This is a genomic window from Effusibacillus dendaii (genome assembly GCF_015097055.1).
Classification (GTDB): domain Bacteria; phylum Bacillota; class Bacilli; order Tumebacillales; family Effusibacillaceae; genus Effusibacillus; species Effusibacillus dendaii.
In genome coordinates this window covers 1,311,815-1,337,981 of record NZ_AP023366.1, presented here as the reverse complement: position 1 = coordinate 1,337,981, position 26,167 = coordinate 1,311,815, and the positions used below count along the sequence as shown (strand labels likewise).

At 48.4% G+C, this 26,167-nt stretch carries 29 protein-coding genes; 25 read left to right on the top strand and 4 right to left on the bottom strand.

The annotated features are described in order from the left end of the window. Nucleotides 1-7: 7 nt before the first annotated feature. Nucleotides 8-1,030, bottom strand: coding sequence for a DctP family TRAP transporter solute-binding subunit (locus tag skT53_RS07105; RefSeq protein WP_200760410.1), 1,023 nt, complete (start codon nucleotides 1,028-1,030; stop codon nucleotides 8-10). A 306-nt stretch (nucleotides 1,031-1,336) separates the two neighbouring features. Between skT53_RS07105 and skT53_RS07100 the strand changes: the two genes are divergently transcribed. Next, nucleotides 1,337-1,813: a TRAP transporter small permease gene (locus tag skT53_RS07100; protein WP_200760409.1), complete on the top strand. Its 477-nt coding sequence runs from the start codon at nucleotides 1,337-1,339 to the stop codon at nucleotides 1,811-1,813. A gap of 1 nt (nucleotide 1,814) precedes the next feature. Further along, nucleotides 1,815-3,089, top strand: coding sequence for a TRAP transporter large permease (locus skT53_RS07095; RefSeq protein ID WP_200760408.1), 1,275 nt, complete (start codon nucleotides 1,815-1,817; stop codon nucleotides 3,087-3,089). A 192-nt stretch (nucleotides 3,090-3,281) separates the two neighbouring features. On the opposite strand, the gene pcaC is transcribed toward skT53_RS07095, so the two are convergent. After that, nucleotides 3,282-3,662, bottom strand: coding sequence for a 4-carboxymuconolactone decarboxylase (pcaC, locus tag skT53_RS07090; RefSeq protein WP_200760407.1), 381 nt, complete (start codon nucleotides 3,660-3,662; stop codon nucleotides 3,282-3,284). A gap of 147 nt (nucleotides 3,663-3,809) precedes the next feature. On the opposite strand from pcaC, the gene skT53_RS07085 reads away from it, so the two are divergent. The 15 genes from skT53_RS07085 (at nucleotide 3,810) to skT53_RS07020 (ending at nucleotide 16,246) form a co-directional block, all read left to right on the top strand. Further along, nucleotides 3,810-4,703, top strand: coding sequence for an NAD(P)-dependent oxidoreductase (locus tag skT53_RS07085; protein WP_200760406.1), 894 nt, complete (start codon nucleotides 3,810-3,812; stop codon nucleotides 4,701-4,703). 64 nt (nucleotides 4,704-4,767) lie between these two features. Next, nucleotides 4,768-5,454 (top strand): amidohydrolase family protein, encoded by a 687-nt coding sequence (locus skT53_RS07080; protein WP_200760405.1) that lies wholly within the window; start codon nucleotides 4,768-4,770, stop codon nucleotides 5,452-5,454. Next, nucleotides 5,360-5,842, top strand: coding sequence for an FCD domain-containing protein (locus skT53_RS07075; RefSeq protein ID WP_200760404.1), 483 nt, complete (start codon nucleotides 5,360-5,362; stop codon nucleotides 5,840-5,842). Before skT53_RS07080 ends, skT53_RS07075 begins: the two co-directional genes overlap by 95 nt. Nucleotides 5,843-5,951: 109 nt before the next feature. After that, nucleotides 5,952-6,842, top strand: a complete 891-nt coding sequence (locus skT53_RS07070) for a DctP family TRAP transporter solute-binding subunit (RefSeq protein WP_200760403.1) — start codon at nucleotides 5,952-5,954, stop codon at nucleotides 6,840-6,842. Nucleotides 6,843-6,979: 137 nt separating this feature from the next. Further along, nucleotides 6,980-7,708, top strand: coding sequence for a GntR family transcriptional regulator (locus skT53_RS07065; RefSeq protein ID WP_226375364.1), 729 nt, complete (start codon nucleotides 6,980-6,982; stop codon nucleotides 7,706-7,708). A gap of 162 nt (nucleotides 7,709-7,870) precedes the next feature. Then, nucleotides 7,871-9,220, top strand: coding sequence for an MmgE/PrpD family protein (locus skT53_RS07060; protein WP_200760402.1), 1,350 nt, complete (start codon nucleotides 7,871-7,873; stop codon nucleotides 9,218-9,220). A gap of 19 nt (nucleotides 9,221-9,239) precedes the next feature. After that, entirely contained in the window at nucleotides 9,240-10,868 is a 1,629-nt protein-coding gene (locus skT53_RS07055; RefSeq protein WP_200760401.1) for an FAD-dependent oxidoreductase, read from the top strand. 144 nt (nucleotides 10,869-11,012) lie between these two features. Further along, entirely contained in the window at nucleotides 11,013-11,501 is a 489-nt protein-coding gene (locus skT53_RS07050) for a PaaI family thioesterase (protein ID WP_200760400.1), read from the top strand. Nucleotides 11,502-11,555: 54 nt separating this feature from the next. After that, the gene (locus tag skT53_RS18990) at nucleotides 11,556-11,828 is read left to right on the top strand and encodes a fumarate hydratase (protein ID WP_318978601.1); all 273 of its coding nucleotides are present in this window, start codon (nucleotides 11,556-11,558) and stop codon (nucleotides 11,826-11,828) included. After that, entirely contained in the window at nucleotides 11,770-12,399 is a 630-nt protein-coding gene (locus skT53_RS07045; protein ID WP_318978600.1) for a fumarate hydratase, read from the top strand. The genes skT53_RS18990 and skT53_RS07045 overlap by 59 nt, the downstream gene beginning before the upstream one ends. A 9-nt stretch (nucleotides 12,400-12,408) precedes the next feature. Then, nucleotides 12,409-12,963, top strand: a complete 555-nt coding sequence (locus skT53_RS07040) for a Fe-S-containing hydro-lyase (protein WP_200760399.1) — start codon at nucleotides 12,409-12,411, stop codon at nucleotides 12,961-12,963. Between the two features lie 33 nt (nucleotides 12,964-12,996). After that, the gene (locus tag skT53_RS07035; RefSeq protein WP_200760398.1) at nucleotides 12,997-13,869 is read left to right on the top strand and encodes an HpcH/HpaI aldolase/citrate lyase family protein; all 873 of its coding nucleotides are present in this window, start codon (nucleotides 12,997-12,999) and stop codon (nucleotides 13,867-13,869) included. Nucleotides 13,870-13,988: 119 nt separating this feature from the next. After that, nucleotides 13,989-15,023 (top strand): DctP family TRAP transporter solute-binding subunit, encoded by a 1,035-nt coding sequence (locus skT53_RS07030; RefSeq protein ID WP_226375363.1) that lies wholly within the window; start codon nucleotides 13,989-13,991, stop codon nucleotides 15,021-15,023. Between the two features lie 176 nt (nucleotides 15,024-15,199). Next, the gene (locus skT53_RS07025; RefSeq protein ID WP_200760397.1) at nucleotides 15,200-15,847 is read left to right on the top strand and encodes a histidine kinase dimerization/phospho-acceptor domain-containing protein; all 648 of its coding nucleotides are present in this window, start codon (nucleotides 15,200-15,202) and stop codon (nucleotides 15,845-15,847) included. Between the two features lie 69 nt (nucleotides 15,848-15,916). Further along, nucleotides 15,917-16,246 carry a sensor histidine kinase gene (locus tag skT53_RS07020; RefSeq protein ID WP_200760396.1) on the top strand — a complete coding sequence of 110 codons (330 nt, stop codon included), beginning with the start codon at nucleotides 15,917-15,919 and terminating at the stop codon, nucleotides 16,244-16,246. On the opposite strand, the gene skT53_RS07015 is transcribed toward skT53_RS07020, so the two are convergent. Then, on the bottom strand, nucleotides 16,233-17,408 hold the full coding sequence (locus skT53_RS07015; protein ID WP_200760395.1) for a rhomboid family intramembrane serine protease: 1,176 nt from the start codon (nucleotides 17,406-17,408) through the stop codon (nucleotides 16,233-16,235). The genes skT53_RS07020 and skT53_RS07015 overlap by 14 nt on opposite strands. Before the next feature lie 272 nt (nucleotides 17,409-17,680). Between skT53_RS07015 and skT53_RS07010 the strand changes: the two genes are divergently transcribed. From skT53_RS07010 to skT53_RS06995, 4 genes are all read left to right on the top strand, one after another. Further along, nucleotides 17,681-17,905, top strand: a complete 225-nt coding sequence (locus skT53_RS07010; protein ID WP_264176018.1) for a NifU family protein — start codon at nucleotides 17,681-17,683, stop codon at nucleotides 17,903-17,905. Between the two features lie 26 nt (nucleotides 17,906-17,931). Further along, a complete protein-coding gene (gene trxA / locus skT53_RS07005) occupies nucleotides 17,932-18,258 on the top strand; it encodes a thioredoxin (protein WP_200760393.1) in 327 nt (108 codons plus the stop codon). A 70-nt stretch (nucleotides 18,259-18,328) separates the two neighbouring features. Further along, nucleotides 18,329-19,171 (top strand): deoxyribonuclease IV, encoded by an 843-nt coding sequence (locus skT53_RS07000; protein WP_200760392.1) that lies wholly within the window; start codon nucleotides 18,329-18,331, stop codon nucleotides 19,169-19,171. Nucleotides 19,172-19,249: 78 nt separating this feature from the next. Next, entirely contained in the window at nucleotides 19,250-19,516 is a 267-nt protein-coding gene (locus tag skT53_RS06995) for a twin-arginine translocase TatA/TatE family subunit (RefSeq protein ID WP_200760391.1), read from the top strand. Nucleotides 19,517-19,595: 79 nt separating this feature from the next. On the opposite strand, the gene skT53_RS06990 is transcribed toward skT53_RS06995, so the two are convergent. Continuing rightward, entirely contained in the window at nucleotides 19,596-20,129 is a 534-nt protein-coding gene (locus skT53_RS06990; protein WP_200760390.1) for a hypothetical protein, read from the bottom strand. Between the two features lie 184 nt (nucleotides 20,130-20,313). On the opposite strand from skT53_RS06990, the gene fdhD reads away from it, so the two are divergent. The 4 genes from fdhD (at nucleotide 20,314) to nrfD (ending at nucleotide 26,094) form a co-directional block, all read left to right on the top strand. Beyond that, nucleotides 20,314-21,078, top strand: a complete 765-nt coding sequence (gene fdhD / locus skT53_RS06985; protein ID WP_200760389.1) for a formate dehydrogenase accessory sulfurtransferase FdhD — start codon at nucleotides 20,314-20,316, stop codon at nucleotides 21,076-21,078. Nucleotides 21,079-21,192: 114 nt separating this feature from the next. Continuing rightward, nucleotides 21,193-24,333 carry a formate dehydrogenase gene (fdh, locus tag skT53_RS06975; RefSeq protein WP_318978599.1) on the top strand — a complete coding sequence of 1,047 codons (3,141 nt, stop codon included), beginning with the start codon at nucleotides 21,193-21,195 and terminating at the stop codon, nucleotides 24,331-24,333. Between the two features lie 3 nt (nucleotides 24,334-24,336). After that, nucleotides 24,337-25,146: a 4Fe-4S dicluster domain-containing protein gene (locus skT53_RS06970; protein WP_200760387.1), complete on the top strand. Its 810-nt coding sequence runs from the start codon at nucleotides 24,337-24,339 to the stop codon at nucleotides 25,144-25,146. Between the two features lie 12 nt (nucleotides 25,147-25,158). Continuing rightward, the gene (nrfD, locus tag skT53_RS06965; protein WP_200760386.1) at nucleotides 25,159-26,094 is read left to right on the top strand and encodes an NrfD/PsrC family molybdoenzyme membrane anchor subunit; all 936 of its coding nucleotides are present in this window, start codon (nucleotides 25,159-25,161) and stop codon (nucleotides 26,092-26,094) included. Nucleotides 26,095-26,167 lie beyond the last annotated feature (73 nt).

Below are 26,167 nucleotides of genomic sequence, written 5' to 3'. Positions count from 1 at the left end.
TTGCAAGTTAAGGCTGCGGATTCAATTGCCGGAAAAAATGCGTCCCCAACTTTTGCTCCATCGTTTGATAAAGCGGCTGGTAAAATTCTTTCCAGCGATCTTTTTCCGCCTGGCTGAGACGGTCAATCTCGATACATTGGCAGTTGGACATGGCTTTCAAATTGTTTTGCTCAAACTGAACCGCTTGTTGCCGCTCCCAGTCGGTTACTTCCTGCATCACCAGAGAGATCGTTCGTCTGGTTTCGGGATCCAGGGAGTTCCAGAAGTCGCGGTTCATCACAACCACGTAGCCAAGCAATCCATGATCGCTTAAGGTCAGGTATTTTTGGACTTGAAAGAAACGTTTGCTGTATATGTTTGAGATCGAGTTTTCCTGACCATCCACCTGTTTTTTGGTAAGTGCCGAATATAGATCGTTAAAATTGATTTCGACGGGTGTGACCTGCAGCAGTTTGAATTGCTGATCAAGTACAGCGCTGGGCATGATTCGCATGGTCATTCCGGCCAAATCCTCGGGTGTCCGAATCGGGCGGACGCTGTTGGTAAACTGTTTCATTCCACCATCCCAGTAAGCCAGTTCGACCATGTTCTGCTGATAGAGAGAAGCGGCGATCTGTTGACCGACAGGTCCGTCCAGCACTTGATGGTAGCGGTCCAAATCGGAATAAAGATAGGGTAGGTCGAATGCTGCCAATTCCGGCACCAGACTGCTTAACTTTGGGGTTGCCGGTGCGATAATCTGAATGCGGTTTTGCTGCAACGCGTCCGTTTCTTCCGAATCTTTGTAAAGAGAGCTGTTTGAAAACACCTGAACCTCCACTTTGCCGTTTGTCCGCTCTTTCATCAATTTCGCAAACATTCTGGCGGCCTGTCCCTTAGGCGTATCTTCTCCCACCACATGTGAGAAGCGAATCACGATCTTCTCGTTTTTACTGACCTGTTCGTGATCGATCACCCGCGGCGCGCAGGCAGGCAGCAATCCCAGCAAAACAGCCGCGAAAACGAATCCGATTTTGTTGGCGATTCTCATCTTGGTTTAACCACTCCAATCCAATCATCCCCTCTATATTCTCATAAATTCTGCATTAGATTCAAAGAGAAAATAAAGTAAGACCAAAAAGAATAAAATGAACTAAATGGTCAGAACCTTTTCAATTGGATCCAAATTTAGTATTTTTAACTTGAAAGCGCTTACTATTTTAAGTTGTCTCAATTAACAAAAAAATGGTATCATAACTTTCCGGTGGACATCTTGTGCCACGGTGGCGCTTTTCCGTTGGTTGGGACAATGTATTTTAAGAGTTTCATATATAAATAGGGAACAGGAGGGACTCAATTGGAAAAGCTTAAAAAAGGGTACGCTGTGTTCGAAGATTACTTGTCGGGTACTCTGCTCGCGGTTGGATTGGCACTTATTTTCTACGGAGTGGTCATGCGTTACTTTATGAATGACCCGAAATCATGGGTTGACGAAATTTCCGGCTATTTGGTCGTTTGGGGTACACTGACCGGTGCTGCCGTAGCACTCAGGGAAGGACATCATATTCAGGTGGATATTTTGTACGATCGGGTGCCTGATTCCGTAAAGAGAATTTTCAATATTTTCTCAAACCTGTTGGGTGTTCTTTTCTGTGTATGTTTTATATTCTTCGGTTCGAAGCTGTTGAATCTGTATATGCTGACGCAACAGCAATCGACCGACACCGGTGTTTATTTGTGGATTGTGTATCTGGTGATTCCGTTAAGCGGGATTATGCTCGGCATCCGTTTTCTGGAGAATCTGATTATCAATTTGAGAGGGGAGCTGAAATAGTATGGCATGGCTTGTGTTTCTTATTTTCCTGCTGCTCCTCCTTGTGCGGGTACCGATTTTCATTGCGTTGACATTCTCGTCAGCGATTGCGCTGCTTGACAGCCATTTCAATTTAAATGTTTTGCCGCAAAAAATGTTTGCCGCGCTCGATGTTTCCACGTTGATGGCGGTACCGGGCTTTGTGGTTGCCGGTGTTTTGATGGCGCGCGGCGGCATATCCAAATCGCTGATTGATGCGCTGCGTGCGTGGGTCGGCCATTTTTCCGGCGGTCTGTCTGTCGTGACGATTCTGGCGTGTGCCGTATTCGCCGCTATTTCCGGTTCTTCTCCGGCAACGGCTGCTGCGATTGGAGCCATTATGATCCCAGGGATGGTGGAAGCGGGATACAGCAAAAGATATTCAATGGGACTGGTGGCCGCTTCCGGAACACTCGGAATCCTGATTCCACCGTCGATTCCGTTGATCGTATACGGTACCGTATCGGAAGAGTCGATCGGAAAACTGTTTATGGCCGGGATTCTGCCTGGTTTGTTCCTGACGGCAGTGCTGATTGTAGCCGCGATTGTATACGCAAGGATCAAAAACTTCGGGCGGTTGCCGAAACTCGGTTGGAGAGAACGGTGGATTTTGAGTTTTAAAGCCATACCTGCCGCATTCCTGCCGATTCTTATCTTAGGAACTATCTATCTGGGAGTCGCCACACCGACAGAAGCAGCAGTCGTTTCTGCCGTATATTCTCTGCTTGTCGCCGTATTCATTTACCGTCAAATCAAATGGTCTGATGTAAGACAAATTTTGCGTGAATCGATCAATACCAGCTCGATGATTTTTATGATTATTGCCGGTGCAACTGTGTTTGGCCTCTATCTGACAAACGCTCAGGTGCCGCAGGATGTTGCAAAATGGATTATGGCAAGCGATGTAAACCAGTGGACGTTCCAAATTGCCGCTAACATTTTGTTCTTTATCATGGGGATGTTCCTGGAACCGACATCCATCACTTTGATTACGTTGCCGATTTTCTTGCCGATCTTAAAAATGCTGCATATCGATTTGATTCATTTTGCGATCATTATGACCGTCAACATGGAATTGGGAATGATCACGCCGCCGGTCGGACTCAATTTGTTTGTGGTCAGTGGTGTTGCCAAAGAAAAACTGGAAGAAGTTGTGAAAGGCATTTTACCGTTTATTATCTTGATGATTATCGTCTTGGTGATTATCATCGTCTGGCCGGAACTGTCGCTCTGGCTGCCGGAACACACGGCACAGTAAAAGAGGACGGGTCAGTTCGCTGTTTCATATTCGTACTACGTAACAGGTCGCTCTTCTCCTGGCAAGCAGCCAGGAGGGGGCGGCTTTTTTTCTTGTTAAAACAAGAATGGATTGCACAAAAGAAGAAGCAGGGGAGTCACCCCTGCCTCATCCATTTGCATCATGAAATGGACTGATGTGAACCGGCAGCCGTTAATTCTGCTGCTCCTCTTTAAAAACCTCCTGGGCGATTCGGAAACTTTCAACTCCTGCCGGAACCCCGCAATAAATTGTGGCCTGCAGCAATACTTCCCGGATTTCCTCTTTTGTACACCCATTGTTTAATGCGCCGCGTATATGGACTTTTAATTCGTGGGGCCGATTTAAAGCGGTTAACATGGCGAGGTTGATTAAACTCCGGATATTCCTTGATAAGCCGGGTCTTGTCCAGACTTCTCCCCAGCAATATTCGGTGACCAACTCCTGCAACGGGCTGTTGAAATCATCCGTATTCTGGATGGCACGATCTACATATTCCGAACCGACCACAGCCCGTCTGACTTCCATTCCTTTTTCAAATCTTTCTTTATTCATCTGCAACAACCTCTTTTCAAAAGAATTTTGGGGTAACACGATACGCATAGGATCTGGGAATAAACCGATATATGCACCAGTCTATCGCAATTGTAAAGAATTTTCACCCAAACCAATTTTTAAATTCGCATCAAAGGGGGGAGACAAGTGAAAATCGGCTTTATTGGTTTAGGCAACATGGGAAACCCGATGGCAGCCAACTTAATTCAGGCGGGATACCACCTTAAGGTGTTTGATGTAAATCCTGACAACATGGATCCGTTTGCCAAACTTGGTGCGGAATTATCTCGAAGTTCTAAAGAAATTGGTGAAGAATGCAATATCATCATTACGATGCTGCCAAATGCGGCAGCGGTTGAAAGCGCTATCATAGGTGAATCCGGCTTGATTCATTGTGTTCAGGAAGGCTCCATCGTTATGGATATGAGCAGTTCCTCTCCGATCTCTACAAAAAAAATAGGGTCGTCACTTGCGGCAAAAGGTGTATGCATGGTCGATGCTCCTGTCAGCGGTGGTGTGAAAGGTGCACGCGAGGGAACACTGTCAATCCTGCTGGGCGGCCGACAGGAGGATGTGGCGGCCGTTACCCCAATTCTTCAGGTACTCGGACAGAAGTTGATACATGTCGGGGAGCTCGGCAGCGGTCACACAGTCAAGGCATTAAATAATTTGCTGACTGCAACCACTCTTCTGGCGACTTCTGAGGCAATGGTTGCCGGTGTGAAATTCGGGGTCGACCCGAACAAAATGTTGGAAGCGATCAACAGCAGCAGCGGCAGCAGTTTTTCCAGCCTACACAAATTCCCGAAGATTTTGGATCGGAATTTTGATGTCGGTTTTACCATTGATCTGATGTACAAAGATCTTGGAATTGCCATGGAAATTGCGGACTCTGTTGAGGTTCCGACATTTCTTGGCAGCAATGTTCGGCATTTCTGGGGATTTGCTGTCGGGCAGGGCGGGGGCCGTTGGGACCATACCGCGATTGTTAAATTTGTCGAAAAGTGGGCGGGAATCGAACTCAACTCCAATACGGATTGAGTCGCAGCAGAGGACAGGAGCAGCTCTGTCCTGCTGGAATCTAGTTTTCTGGGAGGAAAGGCATATGAACGAAGCGGAAACAAGAAGGATTATTGACGCTGACGTGCACCCTTGGATCAACGGAGATATTGAAGGATTGCTGCCATATTTGAGCGTATCGTGGCAACAGCATTTTGATGGCCGACTACGGTTGCCTGACCACCCTTTACGGCCTCCGCTTGCAGGGGCTACTTCCATACGGAGAGATGCGAAGCCGCCGGGTGGCGGAGTTGGCGGTTCTGATCCGGTATTTGCCAAGACAGATCTGCTCGAGCGCTACAATATCGAATATGCGGTATTGTCATCCATTCAGGCCGGGAAGCTGGTATCGCTCCCGAATCCGAATGAAGCGATTGCACTGGCCCGCGCGTTTAATGACTATTTCATAGACAAATGGCTGTCTGTCGATCCGCGTTACTGTCTGGCGATGGTGGTCGCTGTTCACGATCCGCTTGAAGCGGCGAAAGAAATTCGGCGGATCGGGCATGAAAAAAGAGTCGTCGCAGTATTTTTGCCGCTCATCAATATTTCGTTGGGAAACCGGTACTATCATCCGATCTATGAGGCGGCAGAGGAAATGGGCTTGCCGATTTTACTTCATCCAACGGGAACAGAAGGTGGATTTTCCACAAGCGTATCATTTGCCTGCGGAACACCCACTGGTATACCATCTGGAGGAAATTGTTTTCAAAAAAATCATCGATGCGGCTGAAACGGAAATCATTGGCCAGTTTGATGTCTGGTTGGAACAAATGGAAGCAGCGATTCCGGATGGGAAAGTCAAAAAATATTTTGATGCCATGGAAAAACTTCACATGAAATTTTTTGAGGCGGCTCACAATGCGGTCATGCTCGATTTATATGAGAGCCTTATGAAACGGCTGGCCCCTTTTCGCTACATGTCTTTGTCTTTTCCAAACAGCTTGCAGCACTCTTTGCGGGAATATAAGGATATTGTGGCAGGATTGAAGGCAAAGGATTACGCAAGCGTCGTAAACAGATGGAGGCAGAAGCAAAAACGGGCGCTGGATGCTTTGGAAAAAGTGATCGTCCGGCAGGAACAACAACCGGGTCCGTTAAAACCGAATCTGTTTAAATAGCAACTGCAAAGCCGGAAGGAGGTGGATAGGAACAGCGCTTATCTGTCTGAAATTAACGCAATATTTTAACTGGCTTAACTTTTTATATTTTTCCCAAGGGGCGGTGTACATGAAAAAAGGATTACAAACAGTTTTTGCGTTTGCGCTAACTCTCTCTGTTGCGGCACTTACTGCATGCGGGGGCCAGCCTGCCGCGCAAAATCCGACTTCTTATACGAAAGACAATCCGATGATTATCAAATTTTCACATGTGGTTACGGAAGATAGCCCAAAAGGAAAGGCATCCAAACGGTTTGCCGCGCTAATGGCGCAAAAAACGGGGGGACGAGTGAAAGTGGAAGTCTATCCGTCCTCTCAGCTTTACAGAGATAAAGACGAACTGGAAGCGTTGCAGGCAGGAAACGTTCAGCTGATTGCCCCTTCCACCGCGAAAATGGTCGGCATCAATCCTGCGTTTCAGGTGAACGATCTGCCTTTCCTGTTTAAAGAGCACGATGCAGTCGTCAAATTTTGGGACGGTGAGTACGGAAAAAAACTGTTTAACTCACTTGAAAGCAAGAATTTAAAAGGTCTTGCGTTATGGGAGCTTGGCTACAAACAATTTACTTCCCGTAAACCGATCGCAAAAGTGGAAGATTTTGCTGGACAGAAGTTCCGTACACAGGCAGGAAAAGTGTTGGATGCCCAATTTAAAGCGCTGGGTGCGGCGGCAGCCACCATTGCTTTTGGGGAAACCTACAAGCAATGGTATGACAATCTTCCGGCTGACATTAAAAAAGCATTTGATGAATCGATTCAGGAATCTACAAAATATCAGCGCGAGCTGGCTGCAAAGTTGGACGAGGAGTCGAAAACCAGAATTGTTAAATCCGGCAAATTGCAAATGGTTCAAATGACGCCGGAAGAACGGGGAAAATTCATTCAAAAAATGGAACCCGTATACAAGGAATTTGAAAATACTATCGGTAAAGACATGATTGACGCAGCACGCAAAATGTAGAAATCTCCTTACGGGCAACATCTTTCCATACTGGGAGGATGTTGCCCGTTGGCTGTTGACTTGAAATTGCTTATACTAAATGGTAAGCAGAATTTTAATCAGCAGCGTGGGTAAGTTGAAAGGAGAATCACATTCACTTGAAAAGCGGAAACCGTAAGCAAGTTTTGAATATGTCTGATACAAATCCGAACCGCTCTCAGCTACGTTTGGACGATAAGTCCACACTTCATCAGCGGGTGGTTTCCCGATTGCGTCAGGCCATTATGCGAGGTGAGTTTGCGCCGGGAGAACGGCTTGTACAGGAAGAATTGGCGGAAGCGATGGGGGTAAGCCGCATGCCAATTCGGGAAGCATTGCGGCAATTGGAAAAAGAAGGCTTGATCATGTTCGAACCTCACAAAGGCGCAGTTGTTACTTCTGTGACAACGGAAGATATTGAAGAAATCTACCAGCTGCGTGCCATTCTCGAATGGCTGGCAATTGAGCGTTCCATGCCGAATTTGACGGAAGAAGATAAGAAAATGTTGAAACAGTTGACTATTGATATGGAACGCGCAGTGGAAGACGACGATATTGAGCGTTTTGTAGAACTGAATGATGACTTTCACAGATTGCTTCGAAAGGGATGCGGATGGCGGCGAACCCAGATGATACTTGACATGTTATGGCACGGGTTTCCACCCCATACCCCGAATATCTTGCCGCGCCAAATCGAACGTTCGCTGCAGGAACATAGAAAAATGGTGGAACTGATTGAAACGGGTGATTTGGAAGGACTGAAGCGGGTCATACAAGAGCATATTTTAAGAACGGGAGATGCGTTAAAACAGTATCTTGATTCGGTGCAGAGAGATTCCGCCACTTGAGGACCGGTTTTTAGCAAAATGGGGAAACAGATTGGAATTGGGAGCAGGAATTATAAAGTTTATACCGTATAAGAAAATATAGTATTTTTAATTTGGATCCAATATCCTATATCCAAGGAGTGGCGAATTTACGAAAAATTTTAAATTTCGGGAGGGGAAAGTATGTCATTAAGTGCAAAACTGGCCCGATTTATTGTCGACACAAAGTATGAAGATTTGCCGCATGATGTCGTGGAGTTTACCAAATTGTGCATCCTTGACTGGTTATCTTCGGCGATTGCAGGTTCCGTAAAACCGTCTGTACAGATGGTAGACCAACTTGCAAAAGAATTGGGCGGTTTCGAGCAGGCTACTTTGGTGACAGGCGGCCGCACATCCGTAGCGAACGCGGCGTTGGTAAACGGGGCGGCCTCGCATGTGGTGGAATTGGATGACATTCATAAAGGATCGATTATCCACGCGGCGACAGTAGTGGTTCCGGCTGCCCTGGCAGTAGCTGAATGGATGGGCAAAAGCGGCAAGGATCTTATTACAGCGGTCGCCGTCGGATATGATGTGTGTTTTCGAATTGGCGAAGCGGTCAGCCCCTCTCACTATTATTACTGGCACAATACTGCCACCTGCGGAACGTTTGGATCGGCAGCCGCCGTGGCGAAACTGCTGGAACTTGACGAAAAGCAGATTGTGCATGCGCTTGGCAATGCAGGAACCCAGGCGGCCGGTCTGTGGGAGTTTATTGTCGATGGGGCGATGAGCAAGCAGCTGCACACGGCAAAAGCAGCGATGAACGGTTTGCTGGCTTCCCTTTTGGCGCAAAAAGGTTTTACCGGACCGTCCAAGATTCTGGAAGGAGATCGCGGGTTTTTCAAGGCGATGTCAGAATCGTACGATGAAACAAGAATCACCAATGGGCTCGGTGAACGTTTTAAAATTACGGAGAATTCCTTCAAAATTCATGCGTCCTGCCGTCACACTCATCCGGCTGTCGATCTGATCATCCGGGCCAAAAAGGAACATTCCCTGCAGCCTTCCGATATACGAAAAATTCATGTCGGAGGATACCAGTCGGTCATCAATATAACCGACAATCCGAATCCGCAGACGGTTTATGCGGCCAAATTCAGTTTGCAGTACTGCGTCTCATTGGCGCTTGTGAAAGGGAAAGCCGGGTTGCCCGATTTTACGGAAGAATCGCTTTGGGATCCGGAGATTCGGTCCCTGATTCCCAAAGTCGAGCTGACGCTCGATTCGGCGGTGAATGACGCCTACCCGGAAAAATGGGGTTCCGTCGTCGAAATCGAAACACAGGACGGAAAACGTATCCAGTTGTCGACCGAATACCCGAAAGGCGATCCGGAACACCCGGTGACAGCAGATGATTTGGTTGCCAAGTTTCGGGAATTGGCGGCGGAGCTTTCGGAAGAACAAATCAATCGATATGTGGAAACCGTATTATCGCTCGAAAAAGTAGAATCGGCAGCCGATTTCTGGAAAGCTGCCACTCTCGTTTAACGAATAGGTGGTTGGTTCAGTGATTGCAAATGGGAACGGTCGAATCGTAACAACAGATGTGTTAGTCATCGGCGGTGGTGAAGCTGCCTTGCGGGCTGCCATTGAAGCGCGTCGGAAAGGCGCGAACGTGGTGATGGTATCGAAAGGGCAGATCGGTTCCAGCGGATCTTCCGCCATTTCTGATACGATTCACTCTGCCATTCTTTCGCCAGAAGATTCGCCCGATATTTTTTATCAGGATATTTTAAAAGGCGGCAAACGGATTAACAGGCCGGAATTGGCTCGCGCGCTTGCAGAGGATTGTACCGCGAGGGTTCAGGAATTGAGCGAGTTTGGCATTGAATTGGAGTTTGAACGGGAACTGGTTACGCCCGGTCATTCGTTTCCGCGCCGCTGCTATCACAAAGCGGGACTCGGCGCTCACATTACCCGCCGTCTGCGCGAGTACGCACAGGAAATCGGTATCCAGTTCCATGAAAAAACCTGGATTGTGGATCTGTTGAATGAGCACGGATTGGCTGATACTGGGCCTGACCGGTTGCCCGGTTCCGGCGACCGGATTTGCGGAGCGCTCGGTTGGGCAAATGAGGATTGGATTGTGTTTGTGGCAGGCAGTACGATTCTGGCCAGCGGCGGTATGGGACGGATTTATGCCCAGTCCGACAATCCGATCGACGTTTCGGGCGAAACGATTGGCATGGCCTGGCGGCATGGTGCGCGACTGCAGGATATGGAGTTTGTTCAGTTTTACCCTTATCGCCTGGTTTCACCTGTCAATCTCGATCTTTATACGAAATTGTTTTCTAATGGTGCAATGATGCGAAATCTGCAGGGAGAACGGTTCATGGCCGGCTATCCCCGCAAGGAACTGGAAACGCGTGATGTGATCTGCTATCAAATGTTCAAACAGGGAAAAGTGCTGCTCGACATATCGCAAGTCAGTGACTCGGATCTGAAAGCGACCAGTCCGCGATTGCACGGATTGCTGGCAAAAGGGTACGCAGGGGAACTGGAAGTGCAGCCGGTGGAACATTATTCGATCGGCGGCATTTCGATCGATCAATACGGCAAAACCAGTGTAAAAGGTTTATACGCTTGCGGTGAGTGTACCGGTGGTGTACACGGAGCCAACCGCCTGGGCGGAGGGGCTTTGACCGAATCGTTGGTGTTTGGGGCGCGGGCCGGGTTTGCGGCAGCGGAAGAAACGGTTCTGCAGACGCCTGATTTTGTGACGAAAATCGAGCAGGAATTGCGCCATAGAAAACCACCTCTGTTCTTCACGGAGGAGGGCAAACAAGCGACAGCTGCCATTCGCAAGAAGGTACAGGAAATCATGTGGAATCAAGTCGGTATCGAACGTTCTGCGGCCGGTCTTGCGGAAGCGTCTGTTCAATTGGGTCAACTCGCGGCGGAAGCAGAGCCGTATCTGCCGCTTTTGGATATGGTGCGGGCAGCCGCAATGGTAGCTCGTTCCGCATTGGAACGGAAAGAAAGCCGGGGCGCTCATCAAGTGATTGATTTTCCCGGTGAGCGGGACGAGTGGATCGGCAATTTGATGATCGAAGGCGAGGAACTTTCGTTTTGGCCTTTGCTGAACTACGCTGCACCCAAACGGAATGATGCACAACCTGGCAATTTGTTGCCTTAGTTGTACAGATCCCAGCAAGGGGGCAAGTACCCAAGGGGCACAACTCCGCGCTGCGGCAGTAAACTGCCGAGTCGCGCTAAGCACCCAAAGGGCACAAGTCTCGCCATGGCGCTATGCATCAGGTCTCGCTAAGGAGTGAATGAGATGACGCAGGAATCTTACGCCGCTAAAATACAATCCTTGGCGGAACAACTGGCCGAGTTGGACGATCAGGAACTCGATCTTGTCCAGCACACCATCCGGGCCATCCGTAAATCGCGGACAAAAGATTTTCATTTTTACGGAAATTTTCTCGATATTGAACTGCCGGACCGGGATGATCTTGAGCAAGTGGCGAAAATGCGGCTGGGACCGCATGTCGAAAATTATTTTGGCGTTGCGCAGGGCGGGGCGGTCTACACGCTGGCTGACGTTTCGATGGGATATCTGATTTTGTCACGTCTGGAACCGGAGAGACGGGTGGCTACGCTGGAGTTGAAGATGAATTACATCCGGCCGGGAACGGGCGATGCGCTGCGCTGCAAATCAGAAATTCTCCACTGGGGCCGTAATACAATCGTTGCCGAATGCAAAATTGTCAACGATCAGGACCAATTGGTAGCTACTGCTTTGGGCACATTTTTTCACCAATGAGGCGGGAAACAAATCCAGGCGGGGAACAAATTCAGTGGCAAGGGGGGAACGATCATGAGAGAGGTTCATTACCAACAGATTGTCGACGCGGTGGCTGACATGTGCCAACGGGCCAATTACGATCTGGGGGAAGATGTGGTCAACGCTTTTAAGAGTGCTCTCGAAACGGAAGTATCCGAAACGGGCAAAGACGTTCTTTTGCAGTTGATTGAAAATGCGGAAATTGCATCGGCGGAACGGGTGCCGATGTGTCAGGATACCGGGTACGTTGTTTTTTTTTGTCGAACTGGGACAGGACTGCCACATCGTCGGCGGCAGCCTCTATGACGCCATTCATGACGGCGTGCGAAAAGGATACGGAGAAGGTTATTTGCGCAATTCGATTGTCGGCCATCCCCTGGAACGTGTAAACACAGGCGATAATGCGCCGGCTGTGGTGCACCTGGCACTGGTGCCCGGCGATAAACTCACTCTTCATATGACAGCCAAAGGCGGCGGCAGTGAAAACATGAGCGCTCTGAAAATGCTGAAACCGTCCGACGGACTGCAGGGGGTGAAAGATTTTATTCTTGACACGGTTCGCCAAGCGGGACCTAACGCGTGCCCGCCGATCATTGTCGGGGTCGGGATTGGCGGCACTTTTGAAAAATCGGCTTTGCTGGCAAAAAAATCACTGTTTCGCCCCATTGGTCATCGCAACCCGCTGCCGGAAATTGCCGCTTTGGAAGTAGAGATTATGGAACTGAGCAACAAACTGGGAATCGGCCCGCAGGGAATGGGTGGACGGACTACCGCACTCGATGTAAAAATCGAGATTTATCCGTCACATATCGCATCGCTGCCAGTTGCAGTCAATATCAATTGCCATGCCAGCCGACACAAAGAAGCGGTGCTTTAGGAGGAGAACATGTCAGCCAAACAAATTACAACACCGTTGACAGAAGAAACCATTTCGACTTTGCGGGCGGGTGACCGCGTCTTGATCAGCGGCACCGTTTATACTGCCAGGGACGCCGCTCATAAGCGCATGATCGAACTTTTGGAGCGAGGCGAAAAACTGCCGATCGATATCCAGGGCCAGACCATTTACTATGTCGGACCGACGCCTGCCAAACCGGGCCAGGTGATTGGGTCGGCGGGACCTACGACAAGCGGGCGGATGGACAAGTATGCGCCAACGTTGCTTGACCTTGGATTAAAAGGGATGATCGGCAAGGGATACCGCAACCAGGAAGTAAAAGATTCAATCGTCAAAAACAAGGCGGTTTATTTTGCGGCTGTTGGCGGATCGGGGGCGCTCCTGGCAAGGGCAATTAAAAGCCAGGAGATCGTCGCCTATGAAGATTTGGGACCGGAAGCGATCCGCCGCTTGACGATTGAAAACTTCCCTGCGGTTGTGATCAACGACATGTATGGGAACGATTTGTACATGGAAGGAAAAGAAAAGTACAGGGAGATCTAGCTGGTAAATCAGTTGCGGAAAGGGGGTGAGGATATGTCATTATTCCGTTCCTGGATGTTTGTGCCGGGAAACAGTGAAAGAAGATTGGCGAAAGTGGACGATCTGACGGCTGATGTGATTATTTTTGATCTGGAGGACGCAGTTCCCCTGAGCGAGAAACAAAACGCTCGGCAATTGGTTTGTCAAACGATACGGAACAGCCGCGCAGCATGCAGTTTTGTGAGAGTTAATGACCTGGCAAGCGGTTTTTTTGCGGACGATATAGCGGATCTGGCTGGTGTTTTACTTGCCGGCATCGTTCTCCCGAAGGCGAACAGCAGACAGGATATTCTGACAGCCGATCAGGCGCTGGCGGAAGCTGAGTCAAAAAGCGGCAGGCAATTGGGCGACATTGAAATTGTTCCTTTGATTGAAAGCGCTTTAGGACTCTACCAGGCGTTTGAAATTGCTGCATCAAGTCCGAGGGTCAAACGGCTTGCATTCGGTTCTGTTGATTTCACGCTTGACATCCAGGCGCAATTAACACACGAGGGGACCGAAATATTGTACGCGCGCTCCCATTTGGTTGTGGTCTCCCGGGCGGCAGGAATTGAGCCGCCGATCGACGCTGTTTTTGTGCAGATGAAAGACCGGGAAGGATTGCTGCGGGATACCAAATTGGCCAAGCAGTTGGGCTTTCAGGGGAAAATGGTGATCCATCCGGACCAAATCGGCATTGTAAACGATGTGTTTACGCCGACACAGGAAGAAATCGAAGAAGCAAAACGAATCGTCTCAGCATTTGACGAGGCTTTGCTTGAAGGTTCGGCCGCCATCCAACTGGACGGAAAAATGATCGATTATCCTGTGGCGGAGCGTGCGAAACGGATTGTCCGGCAAGCGGAGTTTTTGCAGCGGAACAATTGAGCAAATCGTATAAACTTACCAAAACGCAAGAATTGACCAAAAGTTTTCTATTATTATATTATTGTATTATTAACTGAGCTAGATAAACTAACTAGACAAGTCGAATGGAGGGTTATGTCTTGAAAAAAGGGACAAAAGTATTCTTGGGTATGGCATTGACTGCTTCCATGGCAGTTGTGACAGGTTGTGGCAGCAGCAGCAATAATGCAAGCCCGTCAAATTCCGCCAACTACACAAAAGAGAAACCGTTGGTGATCAAGTTTTCACACGTGGTGACGGCTGACACCCCGAAAGGGAAAGCGGCTACTAAATTTGCTGAATTGATGGCGCAAAAGACTGACGGTCGTGTGAAAGTAGAAGTGTATCCGTCTTCCCAGTTGTACGGAGACAAGGATGAGCTGGAAGCGCTGCAGGCTGGCAATGTCCAGGTGATCGCGCCTTCTATGACAAAATTGGTCGGTTTTAACCCTTCGTTCCAAATTACGGATATGCCGTTCCTGTTCAAAAACCATGATTCGGTTGTGAAATTCTGGGATGGGGATCTTGGCAAGAAATTGCTCACCAGTCTGGACAGCAAAAACCTGAAAGGTCTTGCCATGTGGGAAAACGGTTTCAAACAGTTTACTTCCAACAAACCGATTTCCAAACCGGAAGATTTTGCGGGGCAGAAATTCCGTACGCAGGCAGGAAAAGTGCTGGATGCCCAGTTTAAAGCATTGGGCGCCGCTGGGGCTACCATTGCATTTGGTGAAACCTATAACGCTCTGCAACAGGGTACGGTAGACGGCGAAGAGAACACATGGAATAACATCGATACACAAAAATACGAAGAAGTTCAAAAGTATCTGTTGGTTTCCAACCATGGCCGCGTCGACTATGCGGTATTGACTAACAAACAATGGTATGATGCGCTGCCGGCTGATATCAAGAAAGCGTTTGACGAATCGATGGCAGAAGCGACCAAGTTGGAAAGACAGCTTTCTGTGGATGAGGATAAGGCTTCTGAAAACAAACTTAGAAAGTCTGGCAAGCTGCAGATTATTGAAATGACGGATGCGCAACGTCAAGAATTCGTGAAAAAGATGGAACCGGTTTACAAACAATATGAATCTGTGATCGGTAAAGAATATATTGACGGCGCGCGCAATATGTAATTTGTGCAAGTAAGTCGAGGAGAGGCCTGCGCAGGAAGTTTGCGCAGGTCTTTTTTTTCGGCTTTTATTTCCAGGTTTTTTGTGCTGAAAATGTCGAACCTTATCGGAAAAAATAGACTTTCCCGCGAAACGGAAATTGGTAGAATGAGAAAGGGGACAGGCAAGGAGGCGGCAGGATGACTCACATGCAAAATTTACATATCCAGAAATGGATGGAAACGGACCACCAATTGATAAAATCATATTCAGAATGCATTGTAGTTCTTGATCCGAACGGTGTAATCTTGTCCATTAATGAGAAAACACTTGCTATTTTGCTCGAAGATCGGTTCAAGTGTGATGAATTGGTTGGCTGTTCGTATAAAGTATTGGAAACGGATGAAACAAGGGAGTTTATCAGGTGCTTGTGCAATTCGCCAATCGGTGAATCGGATGTACCGTGGAATGATCGAATCTGGTTGGTTAAAAAAAGTCATCTGTTTGACGAACAGAACACCCTGTTGGGAATTACCTTTTGTCTGCAGGATGTAACCGTTCAGCGGAAAGCGGAGGAACGGACAAGACAATCCGAAAAGTTTGCCGTTGTCGGACAACTGTCTGCCGGTTTGGCACATGAATTATTAAACCCGCTTACTGTAATTAAAGGGTATCTGCAGCTATACGAAAAGAATCAGGTCGTACGATCGGACTCCTGGTCTCTTTTATTGCAAGAGGTGGAAAAAGTGGAATCGCTGGTTAACGATTTTCTGCTTTTGACCAATCCGTCGGCACCCAAATATGAACGATTCAATCTGGCCGAAACGCTGGCTGATGTTGTTGCTTAATACGATTGGATCGCCCGGCAAAGAAACATTTCTGTAGATCTGCAGGTTGCGGAAGATGTCGCGGAACTGTTGGCTGACCCCCATCAAATTCGTCAGGTTTTTGTCAATCTGTTGTCGAATGCGTTTGACAGTTTGTTGACAGGCGGTCATCTTATCATTCAAGTCCGGGAAGAAGCGGAATACATCCAAATTTCCTTTTCCAACGATGGACCTGTAATTCCGGATGAAATCCGGAAGCGGATTTTTGAACCGTTCTTTTCAACGAAAGCCTATGGGATCGGGCTTGGTCTGCCGATCACATATCGTATTGTGGAAAATCATAATGGGCAAATTTTGATGGAAAGCAAAGAGGGGCAGGGAACAACTTTTACTGTCGTGCTCCCTGTTATACCAACCTGACTTTAAAACCGATCCATAAAGTGGCCAGCAAACCAGCCACAAGCAAAAAGCCTGCCGCTGCACGTGAAAAACGAAAACGTTCAGTCGGCAATCCAACTGCCGCTGACATGAGGAACCCGCCTATTAACCCCCCGATATGTCCCGAGTTGCTGATTTGCGGAATGGCGAAACCAAGCAGCAAATTAACCAGCAGCGTGCTCCAGACGGCGCTGCTCATTGTGCGCCGGAAAAAGTCCCGACGCTGTGTTCCAAAATAGAGCAGAGATCCCAAAATGCCAAAGATAGCTCCAGAAGCGCCAACTGTCGGATAGGGTGAAAAAGCGAAGCTTGCTACATTGCCGACAATTCCGGATACGAGAAAAATCAGCAAAAAACGGTTGCTGCCGTAAATCCACTCTACGTCACGCAGGGAATAGAGCGCAAAGCAATTGACAATCAGATGCAAAAAAGAAGCATGCAGAAACATAGGTACAAATAACCGCCAATAGTCTCCTGCGAGAATCAGGCGATTCACCTTGGCGCCGAAACGAACCAGCACATCAATGCCAATCTGGCTTTCCGTTGCTGCCATCCAGAGAAACACTCCAATGATAATTCCAAGTAAAGAATAGACCGCTTTGGAAGAATGTTGAACATAGACGTTTCTCCACTCCGACTCCCGTTTTTGCAGCGTTTGTTGAATGTCCTCCTGCAATATTTCGGGGTGGCTTTGCGATTCGGAAAACGCTTCCCGAACCGCCGATTTTGGCAGAATTCCTTTTGAAAACCAGGGCAAATTGGATGTAAAGCTGCCTGTTTCCAGTTCGATCCAAGCTGAAAAAACCGAAACATCGGGTGAGATTTGCAGCTTTTCCAGTTTTTCTAACTGTTTTTGTAATTCCAAACCAGGAGCCGTTTGGAAAAGGATAATTTGCAGAACGGTCAGGCCCCGATACGGATGGTCCTGCAGAATCTCTGCCGCTTCAGCAAACGAGGTCTGCAAGAGATTCTCGAAGGAAGTCGCGGTTTCATACGGGATAATACGGATTAATGTACCGCGCCCAGCGTACGCTTTAAATAAAGTTAATTCGGGATATACCACGCCTGGCGGAAACCAGCTGTAGCTTTGTTTTTGCACCATATGCCGGGCGAACGCCAATTGAAATGAATCCATGCCATCCATCACCTCGCTCCCCCACAGTTTCTCTTATTCTTTGGCATTGCGCAAGGGTTATGCGATATTTTGATGCTGTTCATCCTGTTCATCCGCGATCGGTTTGGTTGATTTTTCAATTTAGAAGCTTTATAATTTTAATCGAAAGGTTTTGTATTGTTCATTACATCCAACGGGAAACATGCAATGTAAAATGATTAAACAAAGGTTTGCTTGCATGACAGACCGGATGTTGGTGATACTAATTTTGATTATGGATTGGAGGGTTTTATATGGAAGATATACGTCAACGCGTGCAGGACGCACTTGATAAAATCCGCCCCGGTTTGATGGCTGACGGTGGCGATGCAGAATTGATCGATGTCGACGAGCAGGCAGGGGTGGCTACCATTCGAATGGTGGGCGCTTGCGGCGGCTGCCCGATGTCTACCATGACACTGAAGATGGGAATCGAGCGGACCATCCGGGCTTCTGTTCCTGAAATTAAAGAAGTCGTAGCGGTATAACAGACGAACGGAAGGAGGCCTATAAAATGGCTGCTGACGTAATTGCAAAAGTAACAGATGCTACGTTTGAACAAGCTGTCCAATCAGATAAACCCGTACTGGTTGATTTTTGGGCAGAGTGGTGTGGGCCATGCAAAATGCTGGCGCCTATTTTGGACGAAATTGCGGTTGAAAATCAAAACAGGCTGACAGTTGCCAAATTGAATGTTGATGAAAACCCAAACATCTCTCAAAAGTATGGCATCATGTCGATTCCCACATTGCTTGTTTTTAAAAACGGTGAAGTAGTGAAAAGCCTTGTCGGTTATATGTCCAAAAAGGACCTGCTCGACAAGCTGGCTGATGTGATGTAATCGAAACTGACAATAGTCGTGCCCGCTTGGTGCACGACTTTGTTGTTTTTCCGGAAAGGGGTTTACTTGCTTGCGAATCGGTGCAAACGTTTCCATAGCGAAAACGGGACTATTGGCTGCTGTAGAAGAAAGCATCTCTTATTTGGCGGATACGTTTATGATTTACACACGGTCAAACAGGGGCGGCAAAGCACGCCCAATTGAATTGTTCAACCGTGATCAGGCGTATGAAAAAATGCGACTGCACAACATTGCGGATCCTGTGGTGCATGCACCGTACTTGATCAATTTGGCATCTCCCGTTCAAGATACCTGGGAATATGGTGTCGAACTGCTTGGGGAAGATATTAAACGAACCTCCTATCTGGGGATTCGTTATGTGGTGTTTCATCCGGGCGCACATGTTGGACAAGGCGTCAGTTATGCCTTAAAGCGGATTGCAGAGGGCCTTAACGAAATCCTTACGGGTGAGGAAGATGTGTTTGTCTGCCTGGAAACGATGGCAGGCGACGGGTCCAAAGTGGGGAACAGCTTCGAGGAAATTGCTGAAATTATTTCCCTGGTCAAGCATAAGGACCGATTAGGGGTCTGTGCGGACACATGCCACCTTTATTCGTACGGATACGATATTGTGAACGATTTTGATGGCGTGATGCAAAAGTTTGACGACATCATTGGCTTGGATCGTTTGAAAGTGTTTCATATCAACGATTCCAAGACGCCGTTTGGCTCGCGTAAAGACCGTCACGAAAATATTGGATTGGGTTCGATCGGAACGGACGCGATGATGCGGATTGTGCATCATGATCTTTTGGCGGACATGCCACTGATTCTGGAAACTCCGGAAGGCAGGTATAAAGAGGAAATTGCCTATCTGCGACGGGAAATCGATCGCCCCAGTTATCTGGAATAACACTGTTCAAGAGGTGTACAAACCGGTATAATAAAGTTTACAAACATGTTCTATACTTTACAGTCTATGGAGGTTGCGATGTTTTCACAAATTGGTGTTCCCGGTTTGATCCTTATATTGATCATCGCTTTGATTGTGTTTGGTCCAAGCAAACTGCCTGAATTGGGCAAGGCGTTTGGCCGTACGCTGCGGGAATTTAAAGATGCGACGAAAGGTCTTGTTGATGGCGATGACAAACCGTCGGTCGACACGAACAAGGCAACTGCTGACAAGCCGCAGGATTCAGCGGTCAACAAAGCAGTTTCACATGCAGAAGCAGAAAAGCCTTCTGCAGAGGTAAAATAAACTGGAGTACATGAGAAAAGGGGCTGTCCCGAAAGTCATGTGAATGACTAAGGGATTGCCCCTCTTTTTGGTCCCGTTTTTATAAAACATACCATAAATGAATTGCAAGCAAAGCGGTAAACAACACGGCAATCCAACGGTGCACGACACGGCTTAGAAACGGACTGGACATCAATCCGATTCCGTCTATCGCCAGAATGGAGAGAGTCAGCAGGCTCAGCGCGCCGCTGATCGAATAACGGTTCCAACCGTAACCGGTTTTAACGAAAGCGTATGCATGGATCAGGACGATGCCCAATGCGAATAAACCGCTCATCATATGCAACGGTCGCAGTATACGAACAGTCATGGTAAGGGAAGCGCGGGCTTTTTTCGGCATTTTGATGTAATCGCGCGTCAAAAAAAACCATAAAATCCCGTGCAGCATGGTAAATATGGCAAACACCATCGCCGTGATGCCGAATACTTTTCCGTTTGGTCGCCAATCTGGGGCGAACGGAGTCAGAATCCAGATACCCAGTATGACAATCAAGAGAAGTATATAGAACGAAATACTGTTGCCAATTGTTTCAAATCGTGCCAGAAACCGATCCAATCGCGTTTGCCTGATCATGATAGCCACTCCTTTCGGGACAATCCATATTATAACGATTGCTTCCGCAAAAAACTAGAATCAATCAAAGCTGCGTGAATTTTTTTTGACACACACGTCCCAACTCGTAGTATACTTTTATTGTAAATAGGTTTTGTGTTTTAAAGTAATTCAGGTATATAAATAGGTGTAAGGAGTTGACAGCATGGGACAAGGAAAGAAAGGAATGCCTGTTGAATACCCTGTCACCTTGCATGTGAATGATGAAGAACTCCTGACGATTCAATTGACGCCCGTTCAACTGGAAGAGTGGACAATTGGTTTTTTGTTTGGTGAAGGTATGATCACTCGACCAGATGAACTTGAAAAAATCGTGATCGACGAAGATCATGGGATGATCTGGACCGATATAAAAGGCGATGTGAAACGGCGTTCTGCTGAAGGAAAAAAACGTTTCCTAACTTCTGGCTGCGGAAAAGGAATTACCTTTTCCTCTTTTGAGGACGCGTTTTCTTTGCGCCCTGTTAACCCGAGCGTCGTGGTGAAACAGGAGCTGCTGACAGAGTGCATGCGTTTTATGTACAAAGAAGCTGTCTTGTACCAAGAGACTGGAGGCATGCACGCCGCTGCTGTAGCTTCATCATCAGGACCGTTATTTGTGAAAGAAGATATCGGTCGTCACAATGCAGTGGACAAAGCGATAGGCACATCATTGAAAATGGGGCTTGATCCGAACGATATTTTTATTCTGACAACTGGCCGCATCTCCTATGAAATGGTTACAAAAGTAGCCCGTTTTGGGGGCAGTGTAGTGGCTTCCCGGACGGCAGCGACAGACCAGGCAGTTCGCTTGGCGGAAAAACTGGGGATTGAAGTCGTTGGTTATATCCGTGGACAGATGATGCAGGTTTATACGGGAGGGTCCCGGATCCTGCCATCTGCTTCCGAAGCGGAATTACATGTACGATAAAGAGAGGTTCATTAACTTTCGCTTGAAATTTGAAAGATTCGTAAGCATGATAGTTTGTGAACCCTTTTTATATAAGTTTTCACATCAAGCAAAGCAGGAAGGAGTAGAGGCGATATGGCGATTTCCCGCCGGGAGTTTTTAAAACGAACAGGTGTGGCTGCCGCTGGGCTGACAGTCGCATCGATCGGTGGACTAGACATTAAACCGGTGCAGGCGCGGGTAAACAGCATCAAACTGAGCGCTAAAAAAGGGAAACAGTATCCGAGTGTATGCCCGTATTGTTCTGTTGGCTGTGGTTTAATTATCACATCCGATGAAAAAACGGGACAGATCATCAATATTGAAGGGAATCCGGATAGCCCCGTCAATCTGGGCTCGTTGTGCCCGAAGGGTGCCGCTTCTTATCAGTTGGTACACAATGAGAACCGGCAACAAAAAGTATTGTATCGCGCCCCTGGCGCTACCGAATGGCAAGAAAAGCCGCTTGATTGGGCCTATGACCAGATTGCGCAACGAGTGAAGGAAACTCGTGACAAGTACTTCATAGAAACATTCGAGGGCAAAAAAGTAAACCAGAACCCGGCGATTGCCTCACTTGGCGGATCGACGATGGAAAACGAGTGGAACTACGTGTGGGCCAAATTGATGCGCTCACTCGGTGTCGTAAACCTCGAAAATCAGGCTCGTATTTGACACAGCTCGACTGTGCCCGGTCTGGGCACCAGTTTTGGCCGTGGCGGTGCCACGACAACGCCGCGTGATATGGCGGAGAGCGATTGTATCATCATCATGGGCTCAAACTTTGCAGAGAATCACCCGGTCGGTTTCCGATGGGTCATTCAGGCGCGCGATAAAGGAGCCCGCGTCATCCATGTCGATCCCCGCTTCACGCGGACATCGGCGATGGCTACTGACTATGTTCCGATGCGTTCCGGAACCGATATTGTGTTCCTGGGAGCATTGATTAACTATGTCATCAGCAACGAGAAGTATTTTAAAGAGTATGTTGTGAACTATACGAATGCCCCGTTCCTCGTACGGGAAGATTTCAAGGACACAGAGGACCTGGACGGTCTGTTCTCCGGCTTTAACGCGGAGAAGAAGGTCTATGATCAATCCACGTGGGACTTTGAGCGGGATGAAGTCAAGCTCCCGAGTACGGAACCGCAAACGTTGACCGATAAGGTGGCGTATGCCATCAAGAAGGGTCGTCCAAAAATGGATCCCACTTTGCAGCATCCACGTTCTGTGTTCCAGATCGTGAAACGCCACTATTCCCGCTATACACCGGAATTGGTGGAGCAGGTTTGCGGCACACCGAAAGAGAAATTTCTGATGGTCGCAGAAACGCTTGCGAAAAATTCCGGTCGTGATCGGACTTCCGCATTTGTTTACGCGATGGGGTGGACGCAGCATACGGTCGGGGTTCAGATGATTCGTGCCGGCGGTATTCTGCAGGGCTTGCTCGGCAATGTGGGGCGCCCGGGTTCCGGAATCTTGGCATTGCGGGGTCATGCAAACGTGCAGGGTGCAACCGATATCTCCACATTGTGGGATACGTTGCCAGGCTACTTGCAGCTCCCGATCATCACCAAAAAGCACGATACATTTATGGACTATCTGAAAACCGAGTCGAAACCGACAGGCTGGTGGGTGCACACGCCGAAATATTTCGTCAGCCTGATGAAAGCATGGTACGGTGATGCAGCAACGGCAGATAACGATTACGGTTATGATTACCTGCCAAAGCGCACGAAAAACCATTCCCACTACAACATGTTCCTTGACATGTATAACAAGGTGATCAAAGGATTTTTCGTGATGGGACAAAATCCGGCTGCTGGCGGTCAGAATGCCACTTTCCACCGGAAAGCGATGGCACGGTTGGATTGGATGGTCGTCTGTGATCCGTTCCTGACGGAAACGGCTACTTTCTGGAAATCGGCGCCGGAAGTCGTAAACGGAGAAGTGAAGCCGCAGGATATTAAAACAGAAATCTTCTTTATGCCAACTGCCGTATTTGCCGAAACGGATGGCAGCTTTACGAATACCAACCGGATGGCTCAATGGAAGGAAAAAGCGGCCGATCCGCCGGGAGATGCGCGTTCTGATACCTTCTTTACCTACGAGCTCGGTAAGCGGCTGAAAGCGTTGTATAAAGACAGTACGCTGGATCGCGATTGGCCGATCAAAAACATGACTTGGGATCATTATGCTCCGAATCCGAACGATGGATGGAAAGTGCACGAGCCGAATGGTCATGCGATCGTTAAGGAAATTAACGGCTATACGGTCAAGGATGGCAAGCCGGTTGCCGGTTTTGCGGCATTGAAAGACGACGGTTCAACCGCCTGCGGGGCATGGATTTACAGCGGTATCATGACCGAAGATGGGAAAAACAAAGCGGAAAACCGCAAAGGTGACAACTATATGTCACTCGGTTGGGGATTCTGCTGGCCTTCCAACCGCCATAACATGTATAACCGCGCATCCGCCGATCTGGACGGTCGTCCGTGGTCTGACCGCAAAAAGCTGGTCTGGTGGGATGATGTGAAGAAAACGTGGACCGGTCTCGACGTGCCAGACTTTGTGGCAAACAAAGCGCCTAATTCCCCAGGCAAGGATGAAGGAATTGGCATGGATTATCTGTCCGGTAATGATCCGTTCTTTATGCATCCGGACGGGCGGCTGCAGTTGTTTGGTGGATTGGCTGACGGTCCGTTGCCGACTCACTATGAACCGGTTGATACGCCTGTAGCGAACCCGCTTTATAAACAGCAGAACAATCCGGCAGCTACCTACTTTAATGTTGATAACAACAAGATTCATGGTATTGCAAACGAGAAATACCCATACGTGATGACAACGTACCGATTGACAGAACACCATCTGTCCGGTCCGATGTCACGCTGGCTGCCGTGGTTGGCTGAATTGCAGCCGGAACTGTTTGTCGAACTCAGTCCCGAACTGGCTGGCCAGTTGAGCATTAACAACGGTGAATGGGTAACGGTTGAAACGGAACGCGGTAAAGCGGAAGCGAAAGCGCTTGTCACACGCCGCATGCGTCCGCTTAAATTGGGCAGCAAAACCGTTCACGAAATCGGCATGCCGATTCACTGGGGTTATGCCGGGGTTGCCAAAGGCAGTATTTCAAACGAATTAACTTTGATGGTCGGCGATCCAAACGTCACCATTCACGAATCAAAAGCATTCACGGTCAATCTTCGCAAGGGCCGTATCAAGCAGGGGGTGTAATCGATGGCTGAACAGCAAATGGGGATGTTCGTCGATACATCTACCTGCCACGGCTGTAAAGCATGTCAAGTAGCCTGTAAAGAATGGAACGAACTCCCGATGGAAGACGAAATCAAATTCCTCGGAACCAGTTATGACAATACGGGACATTTGTCTGATACGAACTGGCGTCATGTCAAGTTTGTAGAACTGTTCAGCGAAGACCGCAGCGATGCTCGCTGGCTGTTCCTGAGCGATTCCTGCAAACACTGTCAACACGCCGGATGCATGGAAGTATGCCCGACCAACGCGATCATCCGTACTGAGTTTGACACGGTATATATCGATCAGGATACGTGTATCGGGTGCCGCTATTGTATTACCGGCTGTCCGTTTGGCGTGATTGAAATCAGCCACATTTCCGGTACGGCTCAAAAATGTACGCTTTGTTACGACCGTCTGCAAGTCGGTCAGCAACCTGCTTGCGCGCAGGCATGCCCGACTGACTGCATCCAGTTTGGCGAAGTGTCCAGCCTGATGAAAATTGCGGAAGAGCGGGAAGTCCTGTTGAAAAACATGGGCCATAGCAAAGCGCAAATTTACGGGAAATCCGATATTCTGGGCGGGTTGAACGTATTCTACATGCTGACAGAAGAGCCGAAAGTTTACGGGCTTCCAGAGAACCCGCAGCTGCCGCAAAAGAACATGGCAAAAAGCTACATGTTCTCGGTGGCGGGCATGGTGGCGGCTGGAGTGCTTGCGCTGCTCGCATTCCGCAGCAAACGGATGAGCCAGAAAACAGATATTGATCAAGATCAATCCCATGTCGTGTAAGGAGGAATTGAGATGCCTGTAAATCCATATGATTACTTTACGCATCAAGTAACGTCTCCTGCATGGCATTGGGAAATTGTTTGGTATTTCTTCTTTGCCGGGATTGCAGCCGGGACATACATTACGTCCACGATCGCTCAACTCGCCGGAAGCAAAAATGATCTGCAGGGTGTGATTCGCGGTTATCTAATCGGATTTCCAGTCATTCTGATTTGTGGAATCCTGCTGGTGACCGACTTGGACAGCCCGACGCGATTCCTGCACATGTTATGGTATCCGCGCGAGAATATCCCGATGTTCAAGGCGCACTCCCCAATGTCAGTAGGTGGTTGGGTAGTTGGATTGTTTGGCGCGTTTTCTTTCATCGGTTTCCTGTACGCTCTGGTGAAGATGGAAAAAATCAAGACACCCTGGTTGGTGAAATTGACGTCCTTTTTCCACGAAAGCGCGTTTTCGAAACTGTTTTTGATTATCGGTATGCTGTGTGGATTCTACCTGGGAACCTATACAGGGGTATTGGCAAACACCTCCCAGCTTCCGGGCTGGACGGCAAGTCCGCTCTTGCCGGTTCTGTTCCTCGCTTCCGGAATGTCGGCTGGTATGGCGCTTATGCTGCTTGTTACGCCGAAAAAGAGTGAACTGAACGAATACAAGCACAAGCTGGAACGGGCTGACAAATACATGGTGATTTTGGAACTTGTCGCTTTGGCGCTGTTCCTGATCACGCTCGGACAATGGGCAGGTAAAGTCACGACCGGATTTTACGGGTTCCTGCTCTGGGTTGGAGTCGTGCTGATCGGTTTGCTGCTTCCCTTGCTGTTGAAATGGAAGCCGAACCTGCTCGGCCATCGGACGACGCTTGTCAGCAGTTTGTTAATTTTGGTTGGCGGGTATGTCCTGCGCTATGTAGTGATCATGGGCCCGCAATCCGGTTATTTCGGATTCTAAAAATGCAAGACAGGAACTAGAGGAGGTGGACGGTTGTTCACCCCTCTTTTTTCTTCGGGAAAATAGGATACAA